Consider the following 12,998-nt stretch of genomic DNA (forward strand, 5'->3'; position numbering starts at 1 on the left):
TGGTGATACAGTTATACATATGATGTCGCAGCGAATCAATGGAGAGCGTTCCTCCCGGCCCCCGAGCGGGGGCGAGGGGAGAACCGCAGCGAACGCGATCAGCGAGGACGTGATCCTCGATGCCGCGGCCAAGCTGATGTCCACCATCGGCATCCGCCGCACCACGATGGCCGACGTCGCGCGCACCGCCGAGGTGTCCCGCGCGACTCTCTACCGGCGCTTTCCGAATGTGGAATCGCTTGCCGCACAAGTCACTACGCGAGAGTTCACGCGTATCGCGGCCGAGTCACCCGCTCGCGAGGGCCTCGCCACGCGGGAGTCGATGATCGTCGGACTCGTGCACCTCGTGAGCGCCGCCCGGAAGCATCCGCTGCTTCAGCGCATCATCGAGCTGGATCCCGAGTTCCTCATGCCGTACCTGCTCCACCGCACCGGCCGGACGTCGCGCAGCCAGCTCGACACGATCGAACACCTGCTGACCGCAGGGCAGGCGACAGGAGAGATCCGCGCCGGCGACGCCGGCCGGATGGCGACCACCGTCCTGCAGATGGCGTGGTCGTTCGCGCTGACCGGCCCCGTCTTCACCGACCCCGACGACGTCGACGCGCTCGACGACGAACTCTCGGAACTCCTCGAAAGGTACCTCCGCCCATGACCTTCGACCTGCTCGCCGGCCACCCGTCAATCGACCCGTCGTCGCTCCTGTCACCCGCTCGTCGCAGCGCCGACCTGGCTCGGCTCGCTGAATCGCCGGCAGTTGACCTCGTGGTGATCGGCGGCGGCGTGACCGGCGCCGGCGTCGCCCTCGACGCCGTCTCCCGCGGCTTGTCGACGGTGCTCATCGAGAGCCGTGATCTCGCGTTCGGCACCAGCCGGTGGTCATCGAAGCTCGTACACGGCGGCCTTCGCTACCTGGCGTCCGGTGCCGTCGGCATCGCATACGAGAGCGCTGTAGAGCGTGACGCGTTGATCTGCACGATCGCTCCGCACCTGGTGCGGCCGCTGCCGCAGGTGGTGCCGCTGACGAAGGACGTCAACTTCTTCAACGCTACCCTGACGCGGACCGGTTTCCTGGCCGGTGACGCACTGCGAATCGCCGCCAAGACTCCGTCGTCCACGCTGGCCCGCTCACGCCGCATCTCCGCCGCCGAGGTTGTTGAACTCGCGCCGACCGTCAAGCAGGACGGACTGCGCGGCGGCCTCCTGAACTGGGACGGACAGCTCAACGACGACGCCCGCCTCGTCATCGGAATCGCCCGGACCGCGGCTTCGCTCGGGGCGACTGTCCTCACCCACGCCCGCGCCGACCAGGTGACCGGGACATCTGTCGATGTGACCGACGAACTCACCGGTGCCAGCTTCGGGATCCGCGCGAAGGCCGTCGTGAACGCGACGGGTGTGTGGGCCGCGCAAGTCGACTCCGCGATCGCCCTTCGTCCGAGCCGCGGCACCCACCTGGTGATGAGCCAGGACAGCTTCAACGGTCTGACGGCTGGACTCACCGTCGCCGTGCCCGGCCATTTCGGCCGCTACGTCTTCGCCCTTCCGCAGGCCGACGGCCGCGTGTACGTCGGGCTCACCGACGAGGAGGCCGACGGTGAGATCCCCGACGTTCCGCAGCCGGAGGAGTCGGAGATCGACTTCCTCCTCGACACCGTCAACCTCGCACTCGGCACACCGCTGACCCGTGACGACGTGATCGGCACCTATTCCGGGTTGCGTCCGCTTCTCGATTCCGGATCGGGCGAGACGTCCGACGTCTCCCGCAAGCACGCTGTCCTCACACGTGGCGACGGGCTGGTGACCGTGGTCGGCGGCAAGCTGACCACCTACCGTCGCATGGCGCAGGACGCCGTCGACGCAGCGATCAAGGCGTCAGGCCTCACCGCAGCCGCATGCCGGACGCGCACATTGGCACTGGTCGGAGCCGCAGGACCCGACGTCCTCGCCGCCGTCAACGCGCCCGATCGTTTGGTCGCGAAGTACGGGACGGAAGCGCCGGCCGTCGTCGACCTCGGGGCGTCCAACCCGGACCTCGCCGCACCGGTGGCCGACGGCACCGAAGTGACCGGGGCCGAGTTCGTGTTCGGTGTGCACGCCGAGGGCGCGATCACTGTGGACGACGTTCTCGAGCGCCGATCCCGCCTCTCCCTCACCCCGCTCGTCGCCGACGCCTCCCGCCCCGCCGCTGAGGCCGCCTTCTAGCCGCTGTCCTACTGCTCCTTGAGCGCCCTTCGTCTCGCTGCGCTCGCTCAGGACCCGCGGAGCGAGTCGAAAGGCCTGTGCCGCAAAACCTTTCGACTCGCAAGCTCGCTCAAGGAGCAGTGGGGAACCGGCTCGCTCGAGCAATGGGCCAGCTCGCTCGAGGAGTGGCGGGGCGAGCGTCGGTTGAGCAGCAGTGGGCAGGGGATCGCCTCGACGGCGGGGCTAGTCGGGGAGCATCGGGGCGTCATCGCCGTGGTGGCGGTTGATCAGTGCGCCGCGGGTGACGGCGTCGCGACCGAACTTGCCGCGCAAGGAGTCGACGGCGACGTCGAGCGCAGCAGCGTGATCGTCACCGTCGAACGACAGGACGAGCTGAACGGCGCCGTGGTCGGCGAGATTCGTCAAGGAGAGACCGATCAGCGTGCACCCTCGTTCCCGGACGAGCGGCATCGCGTCGTCGAGCAAGCCGCGCGCCACCGCGAGGATCGTCTCCGTCGAGTCCGTCGGATCGGGCAGCGAGCGGGATCGGGTGACCGCATCGAAGTCTTGGAACCGAAGTCGGAGGACCACGGTCCGCGTCAGCCGGTCGGCCTTGCGAAGTCGGGCGCCGAGGCGGTCGACGATCGCCAACAGCGTCGCCTCGATATCGGACTCCGACTTGATCCGACGTCCGAGCGCTCGTTGTGCCCCGATCGATCGGCGTCGTCGGCCCGTCTCGACCCGCCTCGGGTCGCGGGCCATCGACAGGGCGTACAAGTGCGCACCCGTACCGCGGCCGAGAAGCCCGCACATGCGCGACTCCCCCAACTCGGCGATCTGCCCCACTGTCGAGATCCCGGCGTCGAACAGACGTGCCTCCGTCTTCGCTCCCACACCCCACAACCTCCGCACGGGAAGCGGGTGGAGGAAGTCGAGTTCTCGTCCCACCTCGACATGCAGAAGTCCGTCCGGCTTGCCGACAGCACTCGCGACCTTCGCCAGAAACTTGCTGCGCGCCACGCCCACGGTGATCGGCAGACCGACGTCGATCCGGACACGCTCCCGAAGGCGCTCCGCTATCTCGACCGGAGTTCCACTGATCTTGCGCAGGCCCGAAACATCGAGGAACGCCTCGTCGACCGATATGCCCTCCACCAGCGGCGTCACGTCCCGAAAGACGTTGAACACGGCCTTCGACGCCTCCATGTACGCGTCGAATCGCGGGGGCATGGTCACCGCCGTCGGACACAGTGCTCGCGCCTCATGGCCGGGCATCGGGGATCGGACGCCGACGGCTTTCGCCTCGTAACTCGCCGCCAACACGACGCCGCCCCCAACGAGCACGGGCCGCCCACGAAGGTGCGGGTGGTCGCGTTGCTCGACCGACGCGTAGAACGAGTCGAGATCTGCGTGGAGGATCGACGCGTCGGCGCGTTCGAACTGTTCGATCCTCATGCAGCGATCATGGCACCCCGGTACGACAATCTCCGCCAGTCGACATGACAGATGTCATCGGAGTTCCATGACTGGAGCACACGAACCGATGACTCGGCACACTACTGCGCACGCCCGTCGGCCGCGAGGCTTGAAGCATGAACACAACACCTTCCGCCGGACACTCCCCCCGCCCCGAGCCCGGCCTCCGCGACGCCTCCTTCCACGACCTGTTCATGGACTGCTGCCGCCTCGGCCCGGCGCCGACGCGATCCCGAGAACTGTTCGTGATCGCTGTGACCGCCGTCCTCATCGGGCTGGTGCTCGTCATCGTGCAGCCCCCTCTGGCCGCAGGCGCGTTCGCGGTCGGCATCGCCGGCGCATTCATGGCGGTGCGCTGGGGTATCGGCACCCGCGACAAGTGGACCCGCCGATGACCGCCATCATCGACGCCCACAACCTGCACCGTTGGTACGGACACGGCGACAACGCCTACCACGCCGTGCGTGGTGTCGACCTCACCGTCGACGAGGGCGAGGTGTTCGCCCTGCTCGGCACCAACGGTGCAGGCAAGACGTCCACCCTCGATCTCCTCGAAGGCCTGGCAACGCCGGACGACGGCACGGTCGCGGTGTTCGGGCTCGACCCCGTCAACGATCGGCGGGCGGTCCGTCCAGACGTAGGCATCATGCTGCAGTCCGGAGGACTGCCCGCCGAACTGACCGTCGTCGAGACACTCGAGATGTGGCGCGGCACATGCAGCCATCCGACCACCGTGGACGACGTTCTAGAGAAGGTGCGCCTCGCGGACCGGGCAGACGTCCGGGTCGGTTCGCTGTCCGGCGGGGAGCAGCGCCGCGTCGACCTGGCCTGTGCGCTGCTCGGACGTCCACGCCTGCTCTTCCTCGACGAGCCGACCACCGGTCTCGACCCGGAGAGCCGCCGTGCCACGTGGACGCTCCTCGCCGATCTGAAGTCCGAGGGCGTGACGATGGTCCTGACCACGCACTATCTCGACGAGGCGGAGGCGCTCGCCGACCGCATCGCGATCATGCACGCCGGGGCCGTCTCTCGGGAGGGCACGCTGCGCGACATCGTCGACGCGCACCCGTCCTCCATCACGTTCGACGCCCCGCCGGTCGCACTCCCGGAGTTCAGCGGCATGCAGACCGAAGCCGGCCGGGTCGAGATCCGCACCTTCTCCCTTCAACGCGACCTGCACAAGCTGCTGACCTGGGCAGACGTCGCCGACGTGCATCTGACCGGTCTTGCCGCACGAGCGGCATCACTCGAGTCGGTGTTCCTCGACATCGCCGGCGAGACCACCCTTGCGACGACCGGAGCGGACCGATGACCACTGCAGACACCTTCCGACGCCGCCCGTTGTACTCACTCGCACGTGCCGAGTTCCGTCAGTTCCTCCGCAACAGGACTCTCGTGGTGATGGGCGTCGTGTTCCCCGTCCTCCTGCCACTCACGATCTTTCTGCTCTCCCGCAGCAACGGCGTCACTCACGACTCGGTCGCGGCGACGTTCGACATGTTCGCGCTGTACGCCCTGGTGTTCGTGCAGTTCTACACGGTGTTGTCGATGGTCACGACACGCCGTGGCGAAGGCGTGCTGAAACGACTGCGAACCGGTGAGGCGGCCGATTGGCAGATACTCGCCGCACCCAACGTGCCGGGCGTGACGGTGACCGCCGCCTCGTCGCTTGTGGTCGCGGCCGTCGTCTACGGTTCCGGCGCCCCCGCTCCGGCGAATCCGCTTCTCATAGCGCTCGGCCTGGCCGCGGGAGTGCCCGTGTTCGGATTGCTCGCCCTCGCCACCAGCGGATTCACGAAGAACGCCGAGGCCGCACAGATCACGTCCCTGCCGGTCATGGCCCTGGCGATGATCGGGATGGGCAACATTCGCGACGCCCTGCCCGACCGCGCCGCCGACATCGTCGGGTGGACGCCCTACGCCGCGGTGTCCGACCTGGTCCGCCTCGGCGCGTCGGACGGCACCGTGAGCGGGACGTTCGCCGATTCTGCCCGTCCGGTTGCGACACTGATCATATGGACCGCACTCGCGATCGGCCTCGTCTACAAATCGTTCCGCTGGGACGACCGCGGATGAATCTCACACCCGGGCGATGGTCCCGCTTGTCCGAACCGGCCAAGTATCGGGCCTACACCCGGGCGACACTGCTCGGCGTGGTCACGATGGTGGGTGTGCTCGCCGCCGCCAATCTCCGCGAGCACGCAGGTGTGCTTGCCGTGATGTTGACGGCGACGGTGTCGGCACTGATGGCTTTCGAGGCCCGACCCGAGTTGACCGGGCGTGATCAACCACGCCTGGACACCTGGCTGACCGGCGTCGCCACGGTCGGGTTCATCGGATCATGGCTCGCCGGGCTGGTCGCGGTGCGTTCATCGACCGGCGACGCAGTCGCGTTCGCTCGCGGTGGCGCCTGGTTCGTGGTGGTGCTCGCCGCCGCGGCCCTGCTTCCGTTCATGGCAAGACGCTGGGAGGCCCTCGCCGCGATCGCCCTCATCACCGCGATCGTTTCTGGCGCCCCGGACGATCGGCTGGTGAACGTGTTGCCCCCGGCACTCGTGGCGGTGTTCTGCTGCGGGACCACACGGGCGTCGCTGTGGGCGCTGCGGATCGTCGACGACCTCGACGAGGCCCGCCGGACGCAAGCCGAACTCGAAGTCGCCGAGGAACGGCTGCGGTTCGCACGCGACCTGCACGACGTGGTCGGCCGGGGCTTCTCGACGATCGCGGTGAAGAGCGAGCTCGCATCGCGCCTTGTGCGCGCCGGAGCCTCCGACCGGGCCGCCACCGAGATGGACGAGGTCAAAGCGCTGGCGGTGTCGTCCATGGAGGAGATGCGCTCATTGGTCCGCGGCTACCGCGGTATCGATTTGACCGGGGAGGTTGCCGGAGCCCGGTCGCTCCTCGCCGCCGCGGGCTGTGACCTGATAGTCACGGGTCGACCAGAGGACGTCCCGGAGCGGCTCCACGAAGCGGCCGCATGGGTGGTCCGCGAAGGAACCACCAACATCGTCCGGCATTCATCGGCCACCACTGCGACACTCGATCTCGGCTCGTCCGGGATGAAACTGACCAACAACGGCGTCACCGCTCCGGTCGGCACCCAGTCCGGTCTCCGCGGCCTGTCCGAGCGCCTCGCTGCCGTCGGCGGTGTCGTGACCACGGGCTCCGCCGATGGAGCCTTCACCTTGGATGTTCATTGGGAGACGACATGATTCCGGTTCTACTGGCCGACGACGAGACCCTCATCCGGTCGGCTATGGCCACCATGCTCGGACTGGAGGACGACCTCGACGTGGTCGCCGACGTCAGCACTGGAGAGGACCTCGTCCGCCTGTGGCGGGCACGAGTCGACGGCGGTCTCCCGACCGCGGTCGCCGTCCTCGACCTGCAGCTTCCCGGCATCGACGGCATCGAGGTCGCTCAGCAGATCCTGGCGATGTCGCCGGATGCGGGGACACTCATCGTGACGAGCCACGGCCGCCCCGGCTACCTGAAACGTGCATTGTCGGTCGGTGTTCGCGGATTCCTGCCCAAGACCGCGTCGGCGGAGACGCTCGCCGCGGTGATCCGTTCGGTGCACGACGGCGGACGCTACGTCGATCCGGAGCTCGCCGCGGAAGCGATCTCCACCGGGGACTCGGTGCTCACCGCACGCGAAGCCGACGTGCTGGAGTTCGCGATCGACGGCTCGTCGATCGACGAGATCGCGGCGCGCGCTCACCTGTCCCCCGGCACCACGCGCAACTACCTCTCGTCGGCGATGGCCAAGCTCGCGGTCGCGAATCGCTACGAGGCCGCCGTCAAGGCCCGCGAACTCGGCTGGATCTGAAGCCGTGCGGATTTCCCTGCGAGTCACTGCGCCTTGAGCGATCCGCACGTCCCCTGCGGCGGCCCACTCAAAGAGCAGGAAGCGGCGGCTCACTCAAGGAGCAGGTGGGGTCGCTCGGCCAAGGAGCACGGGTCGAGCAGGTGGGGCCGCTCGGCCAAAGAGCAGGAGGGGCGGAGTGGCGAGACCGGCGTTATGCGAGGCGTCGGGCCTTGAGCACTTCGTCGTTGATGTGCGCACCGTTGCCCGCGGCGATCCCGCGCGGGCGCACTTCGGAGACCTCGACGACCCATCCGTCGCCGAGGAGGCTCGCGATGTCGGCCGGCTGGAAGAAGTCGGCGGGGTCGAACCCGTGAGCACGCATTCCCTCGGCTTCGTGGGCGACGACGAGCAGAGTCCCGCCCGACGCGACCGCGCCGATCAGCGCGTCCACCAGCACTCGCTGCCCTTGCGGGATCGGGAAGTAGAACGCCGAGACCAGGTCGAACGGCGCGTTCGGGATCGGGTCGACGGTCAGGTCCACTCGATTCCACGAGATGGTCCCCTCTGGATCTGCTTCGCGCGCTCTGTCGACGGCGACCTGCGAGATGTCGACCGCTGTCACCGCCCACCCCTTGCCGGTCAGCCAACGTGCGTCGGCGCCCTCCCCGCTTCCGACGTCGAGCGCCGAACCGGGCTGGAGCGAGTCTGCCTCCGCGAGCAGTGCCGGATTCACGTTGGTCGTCCAGATGCGGTCTGACATGCGGTAGCGCTCGTCCCATTCCTGGGCGGACTCGGGATGGCGGGGCGTCTGCGTCGGGGCGGCGTGATGATCGTGATCGTGGCTCATGTTCACAACCTATCCATCGACATGCCAAACTGTCATGCTTCTTTGCGCATGAGGCAAGAAGCGGGTCCGGGTGCACACTGGAGTCATGACATTCCCTGTGCGCATCGGTGTCCAGCTCCAGCCCCAGCACTCCCCCGACTACAACCTCATTCGTGACGCGGTCCGCCGCGCAGAAGACGTCGGCGTGGACGTCGTCTTCAACTGGGACCACTTCTTTCCGCTGTCCGGCGATCCCGACGGGGCTCACTTCGAATGCTGGACGATGCTCGGTGCTTGGGCGGAGCAGACCGAACGCATCGAGTTCGGCCCCCTCGTCGCATGCAACAGCTACCGCAATCCGGAACTGCTCGCCGACATGGCGCGCACCGTGGATCGGATCTCGAACGGCCGCCTGATCCTCGGGATCGGCAGCGGCTGGTTCAAGCGCGACTACGACGAGTACGGCTACGACTTCACCACCACCGGTAAGCGACTGGACGCTCTCGGCGAGTCGTTGCCGCGCATCGAATCGCGAATGGCTCAGCTGAACCCGCAGCCGGTGCGCAAGATCCCCGTGCTGATCGGCGGAGGCGGCGAGAAGAAGACCTTGCGGCATGTCGCCGCGCATGCCGACATCTGGCATTCGTTCGTGGATGTCGAGACCTACCGCCACAAGTCGGCGATCCTGGCCGAACACTGCGCCGCCGTGGGCCGCGACCCGTCAACCATCGAACGGTCCGCGGAGTTGAAGGCAGACGGGGGCGTCGACGAGTTGAAGCGATTCGGCGACGCCATCACCGCGGAGGGCGTGAGCCTGCTGACACTCGCCGTCAACGGCCCTGACTACGACCTCTCGGTTGTTGAGAGCCTGGTCCGCTGGCGAGACGGCCGCGCCGGCTGAGGGCGGTTCAGTCGAGCCACTCGCGTGTGTAGAGGTCCTGCCAGCGGACCGTCACATCCGACCGGGCCGCGGCACTCGCCTCCGTCCCGATCGTCGAGATGAGAACGTCGTCCACGACGTCGCGCACCTGATCGGACAGCGCGACGAGATCGTCCGCGTACCGGGCGATCAAGCCCATTCGGACAGCGTCGACACGATCGTCGGGGCCGTCCACCGACGCGAACACCACAAGCCTGCCGATCGTGCGACGGACGCGGATCGCGATGAGTTGTTTGAGCACCCTGTCGCTCACCCAGACTCCCGGCGCGTCGGCGACAAGTGAGCGCGCAGGCCTGCGCACCCGGCCGAGGCCGGACGAGATCGACGAGATGAGCCGTTCCACGTCACTGTCCGGCTCCTGCTGGTCTCGCACGGCGTCCACCAGCCAACCGTCGGTCGGGTCGGCGCTCTGATCGTCACGCTTGGCGTCGTTCATGGCCGGTCTCCTTTCCCGCGGGCAGCCGGTCTGTCACTCTCGGAGGGCTTCGCACCAGGCTGCCACGGTGCTAGTCGGGTCACCAGGAACTTCCGACTTCGCTGCAGATGGCCTCTGACCGACCCTGTGCTCACACGCAGCACCTGGGCGATCTCGTCGATGGTGAGGCCTTCGACCTCCTTCAGCCACCAGGCGGCACGTGAGGCGTATGGGAGGTTCTCGAGTTCAGCGCGCAACGCGTCCATCAGAGCCGAGTGCGCCGCCATGTCGGCGGGTTCCGGCCCCTTGGCGAGCAGGTCGGCGAATCGCTCGTCGGACACGGGCAGGTCCCGTCGCTTCCGATAGTGGTCGACTGTCTTCCGATGCGCGACGGCGAACATCCATGTCCGGAACGAGCTGCGGAATCCGAAGTCGGGCAGCGCTTTCCACGTATCGAGAAGCGTCTCCTGAGCGAGATCCTCGGCTACCTGCGGGTCGCTGACCATACGCCTCATGTACCGCAGCAACACCGGCGACATACGCCGGACCAGGACTGCGAACGCTTCGGCGTCTCCGACCGCAGCAGTGGCGGCGAGCTCGTCGTCGCTGAGCTCACCAAGGTCCAGTTCCCCTGCGTGATGGGGATCACGTGACATCATGCGTGCAACTTCCCCGCCTCCCTGCGACTGACCATACACACGGATCACGTGTTCCGACGCCGTCGGACGAGGGGTCGTGATCCGTGCGCCGCACACTGAATCGGCATTACGCCAAGGACGAAGGAGTTCGCGTGTCAGAGAATGCAACGGCCACCGCAGCTGCGACCGAGCGCAAGTCGGACGCTGCCGTGACGACAGAACAGAAGTCTCCCGCAGGCCGCGAGATCGCACGGCGTGACACCGCCGGCGACCGGGGCCGTACGTCGATCGCCGACATCGTCGTGGCGAAGATCGCGGGCATCGCAGCGCGCGAGATCGACGGCGTCTACGACGTCGGCGGCACCACCGAGCGTGTGGTCGGCAAGGTCCGCGAAGTGCTGCCCGGCACCGGCGTCAGCGCCACCCAGGGCATCGATGTGGAGGTCGGTGAGCGCCAGGCAGCCGTCGACGTGTCGATCGTCGCCGAGTACGGGGTCGCCATCCATCAACTCGCAGCGGCCATCCGCCGCAACGTGATCAGCGCGATCGAGCAGATGACGGGACTCGAGGTCACCGAGGTCAACGTGACCGTCCACGACGTGAACTTCGGTGACGAGGTGGAGCCCTCGGGCTCGTCGCGGAGGGTCGAGTGATGAGCGACGAGTCCACCGCCGAGCGGATCGCCGAGGCCGTGCTCGCCATACCCGGCGTGGTCGACCTCCACAGCGGACTCTTCGGCGAGGTCGCCACATATCTCCCGGGGCGGCGCGTTCCGGGCATCGCGATCCGCGACGACGACGGAGAGGTCCACCTGGTGGTCGATCTCGCTCACGACCTGCAATCGGTCGCGACTGCTGCGCGAGAGGCGGCCGAGGAGATCACCGGCAAGGAGTTCGCGGTCGTCGTCGAAGACGTCGAATCTGATCGGAAGGCGGGATGATGAAGAACAATGCAGTCATCGGCCTGTTCGCGGGCCTGCTGTTGGCCATCGCGGCGACGACGGGCGGTTTCTGGGGCCTGATCGTCGCACTGGTGCTCGGCGCGATCGGCACCGTCGTCGGCCTGCACCGCGACGGAGTGATCGATCTGGGCGCCGTGGTGCGGAGCAGGGGCCGTGGCTGACCGGCCGCCGACGGATCCACCCGGCGCTCTGGTCATCGCCGACAGAGTCGTCGAGAAGATCGCGACCCGCGCGGCGTTGAACGTCGACGGAGTGGTCCGGCACCAGGACACCGTCGGATCGCTGCTCGGCGCCGCCGGAGACCGCCTCGGCATCGGAGCAGACCTGCCGAGAGCGACCGTCGACTCGACTGGGCGCGCCCGTCGACTCTCACTGACGGTCGCACTCGCCTGGCCGTCCGAGGTCACGCGCCTGACGCGGGAGATCCGCAGTCGTGTGGCGGACGAGCTCGAAGAGTACACCGGCGACCGTCCGGTGCGGGTCGATGTCACGGTGAGACACCTCGTCCCACGCGGTGAGGTCTCGCGTCGGAAGAACGGGTACATCGACCTGCCCGCATTGGCCGACGCCGACACCCGCGCCGAATCACATCGATTGGAGGAGGAGACCTCATGACACGCACTCGAACGGCGGACCCGTCGGGGTCGGCCGACATCTCGGACCGTCGGGTGTTCAGGCCGTCCGGCCTCCCCGGCGCCGCGGTGTTCGGGGCTGTGCTCGGCGCGGCCCTGCTGGTCCTGTGTGGGGTGGCGATCCGCGATCTCGTGGTCACGGCCGGCTGGGCGCAGGGACCGCCGTGGCTCGGCGACCTAGCTGAACGTTCGTCGGACGCGTCGTGGGAATCATGGGCCTGGCCGACGGTCATCGCGCTGGTCGTCGTCGGTGTCGTGCTGCTCGTGCTCGCGGCGAAGCCGCGTAAGCCCACGCACCTCCGACTCGCAGGGCACGACGTGATGTGGACCAGGCGCATCGACGTCGCACGTCGCTGCAGCGCGGCGGCCGACGACGTGGCCGGCGTCGATCACGCGACGACCGTCGTCACTCGACGGCGTGTGAAGAGCACCGTGCACTGCCGCGACGACGTGGACCGGTCCGCCGTTGAAGCCGCCGTCGAGGGGGTCGTCGCCGAGCTCGAGTCGTCGCCCCGGGTGAAGGTCCGATTCGTTCACTCACGTGGAGGTCGACGATGAACCGCACACCCGCGTCATTTCACCGCTTGTCCACCGCATTGATCGGCTTGCTTCTGATCGCCGTGGGTGGAGCGGCCCTCGCGCATCGGTTCGGGGTCACGCCTGTCTCCGAATGGGTCGACCGCTTCGACCCGTCGTCGATCGACCGCCTCTCCGGCAGCGGATGGTGGACGGCCGTGCTCGCGGGCGTGGTTGTCGTCTCTCTCATCTGGGGCCTCGCCCTCATCGGGTCCACCATCAGACCCCGAGCGGTCGACGATCTTGAACTCGACGGATCCGACCCGAGCGGGGAGCTGGTGATCGCGCCCAAACTCATCGCATCCGCCGTCGCCGACGACCTCGCGGGTGACACGATGTTCCAGAAGGTGTCGGCTCGTGCGCTCGACGACCGGTCGCGGAAGATCATCCGAGTGGAGGTGACGGCACGACCCGATCGGAGCTACGCCGACATCGCCGAACGCGTCGGCCGTGCGACCAGCCAGATCGCGGATGCTCTGGTCGGATCAGACGTCCACGTGCAGGCGTTCATCCACCTGGAGCGCTCGCCGAAACACTGAGCT

The 12,998-nt window shown here is 67.7% G+C and carries 18 protein-coding genes; 14 read left to right on the top strand and 4 right to left on the bottom strand.

Translation table 11 applies throughout. From position 1 onward, the window contains the following. Positions 1-19: 19 nt before the first annotated feature. Positions 20-655: a TetR/AcrR family transcriptional regulator gene (locus GM1_RS12735; protein ID WP_008379400.1), complete on the top strand. Its 636-nt coding sequence runs from the start codon at positions 20-22 to the stop codon at positions 653-655. Continuing rightward, positions 652-2,205, top strand: a complete 1,554-nt coding sequence (locus tag GM1_RS12740; protein WP_008379402.1) for a glycerol-3-phosphate dehydrogenase/oxidase — start codon at positions 652-654, stop codon at positions 2,203-2,205. The genes GM1_RS12735 and GM1_RS12740 overlap by 4 nt, the downstream gene beginning before the upstream one ends. A 222-nt stretch (positions 2,206-2,427) precedes the next feature. Here GM1_RS12740 and dinB read toward each other — a convergent pair whose 3' ends face one another. Beyond that, positions 2,428-3,639, bottom strand: a complete 1,212-nt coding sequence (dinB, locus tag GM1_RS12745) for a DNA polymerase IV (RefSeq protein ID WP_008379403.1) — start codon at positions 3,637-3,639, stop codon at positions 2,428-2,430. Positions 3,640-3,776: 137 nt separating this feature from the next. Here dinB and GM1_RS12750 point away from each other — a divergent pair, with 137 nt between their 5' ends. From GM1_RS12750 to GM1_RS12770, 5 genes are read left to right on the top strand one after another with little or no spacing between them, the layout of a single operon-like run. Continuing rightward, positions 3,777-4,055, top strand: coding sequence for a hypothetical protein (locus tag GM1_RS12750; protein ID WP_008379405.1), 279 nt, complete (start codon positions 3,777-3,779; stop codon positions 4,053-4,055). Further along, on the top strand, positions 4,052-4,972 hold the full coding sequence (locus GM1_RS12755; RefSeq protein WP_008379407.1) for an ABC transporter ATP-binding protein: 921 nt from the start codon (positions 4,052-4,054) through the stop codon (positions 4,970-4,972). Before GM1_RS12750 ends, GM1_RS12755 begins: the two co-directional genes overlap by 4 nt. Next, on the top strand, positions 4,969-5,736 hold the full coding sequence (locus GM1_RS12760) for an ABC transporter permease (RefSeq protein WP_008379409.1): 768 nt from the start codon (positions 4,969-4,971) through the stop codon (positions 5,734-5,736). Before GM1_RS12755 ends, GM1_RS12760 begins: the two co-directional genes overlap by 4 nt. Continuing rightward, complete coding sequence (locus GM1_RS12765) at positions 5,733-6,872, top strand: sensor histidine kinase (RefSeq protein WP_008379411.1); 1,140 nt, start codon at positions 5,733-5,735, stop codon at positions 6,870-6,872. The genes GM1_RS12760 and GM1_RS12765 overlap by 4 nt, the downstream gene beginning before the upstream one ends. Next, entirely contained in the window at positions 6,869-7,489 is a 621-nt protein-coding gene (locus tag GM1_RS12770) for a response regulator transcription factor (RefSeq protein ID WP_008379412.1), read from the top strand. The genes GM1_RS12765 and GM1_RS12770 overlap by 4 nt, the downstream gene beginning before the upstream one ends. Before the next feature lie 190 nt (positions 7,490-7,679). On the opposite strand, the gene GM1_RS12775 is transcribed toward GM1_RS12770, so the two are convergent. Beyond that, on the bottom strand, positions 7,680-8,315 hold the full coding sequence (locus GM1_RS12775) for a class I SAM-dependent methyltransferase (RefSeq protein WP_008379413.1): 636 nt from the start codon (positions 8,313-8,315) through the stop codon (positions 7,680-7,682). A gap of 85 nt (positions 8,316-8,400) precedes the next feature. Between GM1_RS12775 and GM1_RS12780 the strand changes: the two genes are divergently transcribed. Beyond that, positions 8,401-9,195, top strand: coding sequence for an LLM class F420-dependent oxidoreductase (locus GM1_RS12780; RefSeq protein WP_040520056.1), 795 nt, complete (start codon positions 8,401-8,403; stop codon positions 9,193-9,195). A 7-nt stretch (positions 9,196-9,202) separates the two neighbouring features. On the opposite strand, the gene GM1_RS12785 is transcribed toward GM1_RS12780, so the two are convergent. Both GM1_RS12785 and GM1_RS12790 read right to left on the bottom strand, forming a co-directional pair. Further along, the gene (locus GM1_RS12785; protein WP_008379417.1) at positions 9,203-9,670 is read right to left on the bottom strand and encodes a hypothetical protein; all 468 of its coding nucleotides are present in this window, start codon (positions 9,668-9,670) and stop codon (positions 9,203-9,205) included. Next, positions 9,667-10,308, bottom strand: coding sequence for an RNA polymerase sigma factor (locus GM1_RS12790; protein ID WP_008379418.1), 642 nt, complete (start codon positions 10,306-10,308; stop codon positions 9,667-9,669). The genes GM1_RS12785 and GM1_RS12790 overlap by 4 nt, the downstream gene beginning before the upstream one ends. A 131-nt stretch (positions 10,309-10,439) precedes the next feature. Between GM1_RS12790 and GM1_RS12795 the strand changes: the two genes are divergently transcribed. The 6 genes from GM1_RS12795 to GM1_RS12820 are packed head-to-tail and all read left to right on the top strand — an operon-like array spanning position 10,440 to position 12,995. Continuing rightward, entirely contained in the window at positions 10,440-10,940 is a 501-nt protein-coding gene (locus GM1_RS12795) for an Asp23/Gls24 family envelope stress response protein (protein ID WP_008379419.1), read from the top strand. Then, positions 10,940-11,227, top strand: a complete 288-nt coding sequence (locus tag GM1_RS12800) for a hypothetical protein (protein WP_008379421.1) — start codon at positions 10,940-10,942, stop codon at positions 11,225-11,227. The genes GM1_RS12795 and GM1_RS12800 overlap by 1 nt, the downstream gene beginning before the upstream one ends. Beyond that, entirely contained in the window at positions 11,227-11,409 is a 183-nt protein-coding gene (locus tag GM1_RS12805; RefSeq protein WP_008379423.1) for a DUF2273 domain-containing protein, read from the top strand. The genes GM1_RS12800 and GM1_RS12805 overlap by 1 nt, the downstream gene beginning before the upstream one ends. Then, positions 11,402-11,863 carry an Asp23/Gls24 family envelope stress response protein gene (locus GM1_RS12810; protein ID WP_008379424.1) on the top strand — a complete coding sequence of 154 codons (462 nt, stop codon included), beginning with the start codon at positions 11,402-11,404 and terminating at the stop codon, positions 11,861-11,863. The genes GM1_RS12805 and GM1_RS12810 overlap by 8 nt, the downstream gene beginning before the upstream one ends. Further along, positions 11,860-12,438, top strand: a complete 579-nt coding sequence (locus tag GM1_RS12815) for a DUF6286 domain-containing protein (RefSeq protein ID WP_008379425.1) — start codon at positions 11,860-11,862, stop codon at positions 12,436-12,438. The genes GM1_RS12810 and GM1_RS12815 overlap by 4 nt, the downstream gene beginning before the upstream one ends. Beyond that, on the top strand, positions 12,435-12,995 hold the full coding sequence (locus tag GM1_RS12820) for an Asp23/Gls24 family envelope stress response protein (protein ID WP_008379426.1): 561 nt from the start codon (positions 12,435-12,437) through the stop codon (positions 12,993-12,995). Before GM1_RS12815 ends, GM1_RS12820 begins: the two co-directional genes overlap by 4 nt. Positions 12,996-12,998 lie beyond the last annotated feature (3 nt).

Origin of the sequence: Gordonia malaquae NBRC 108250 (assembly GCF_000344135.1) — a bacterium.
Classification (GTDB): domain Bacteria; phylum Actinomycetota; class Actinomycetes; order Mycobacteriales; family Mycobacteriaceae; genus Gordonia; species Gordonia malaquae.

Excerpts from the sequence above, each read along its gene's own strand:
- GM1_RS12735 (WP_008379400.1), top strand. The coding sequence starts at position 20 with ATGATGTCGCAGCGAATCAATGGAGAGCGTTCCTCCCGGCCCCCGAGC.
- GM1_RS12740 (WP_008379402.1), top strand. The coding sequence starts at position 652 with ATGACCTTCGACCTGCTCGCCGGCCACCCGTCAATCGACCCGTCGTCG.
- dinB (WP_008379403.1), bottom strand. The coding sequence starts at position 3,639 with ATGAGGATCGAACAGTTCGAACGCGCCGACGCGTCGATCCTCCACGCA.
- GM1_RS12750 (WP_008379405.1), top strand. The coding sequence starts at position 3,777 with ATGAACACAACACCTTCCGCCGGACACTCCCCCCGCCCCGAGCCCGGC.
- GM1_RS12755 (WP_008379407.1), top strand. The coding sequence starts at position 4,052 with ATGACCGCCATCATCGACGCCCACAACCTGCACCGTTGGTACGGACAC.
- GM1_RS12760 (WP_008379409.1), top strand. The coding sequence starts at position 4,969 with ATGACCACTGCAGACACCTTCCGACGCCGCCCGTTGTACTCACTCGCA.
- GM1_RS12765 (WP_008379411.1), top strand. The coding sequence starts at position 5,733 with ATGAATCTCACACCCGGGCGATGGTCCCGCTTGTCCGAACCGGCCAAG.
- GM1_RS12770 (WP_008379412.1), top strand. The coding sequence starts at position 6,869 with ATGATTCCGGTTCTACTGGCCGACGACGAGACCCTCATCCGGTCGGCT.
- GM1_RS12775 (WP_008379413.1), bottom strand. The coding sequence starts at position 8,315 with ATGAGCCACGATCACGATCATCACGCCGCCCCGACGCAGACGCCCCGC.
- GM1_RS12780 (WP_040520056.1), top strand. The coding sequence starts at position 8,401 with ATGACATTCCCTGTGCGCATCGGTGTCCAGCTCCAGCCCCAGCACTCC.
- GM1_RS12785 (WP_008379417.1), bottom strand. The coding sequence starts at position 9,670 with ATGAACGACGCCAAGCGTGACGATCAGAGCGCCGACCCGACCGACGGT.
- GM1_RS12790 (WP_008379418.1), bottom strand. The coding sequence starts at position 10,308 with ATGATGTCACGTGATCCCCATCACGCAGGGGAACTGGACCTTGGTGAG.
- GM1_RS12800 (WP_008379421.1), top strand. The coding sequence starts at position 10,940 with ATGAGCGACGAGTCCACCGCCGAGCGGATCGCCGAGGCCGTGCTCGCC.
- GM1_RS12805 (WP_008379423.1), top strand. The coding sequence starts at position 11,227 with ATGAAGAACAATGCAGTCATCGGCCTGTTCGCGGGCCTGCTGTTGGCC.
- GM1_RS12815 (WP_008379425.1), top strand. The coding sequence starts at position 11,860 with ATGACACGCACTCGAACGGCGGACCCGTCGGGGTCGGCCGACATCTCG.
- GM1_RS12820 (WP_008379426.1), top strand. The coding sequence starts at position 12,435 with ATGAACCGCACACCCGCGTCATTTCACCGCTTGTCCACCGCATTGATC.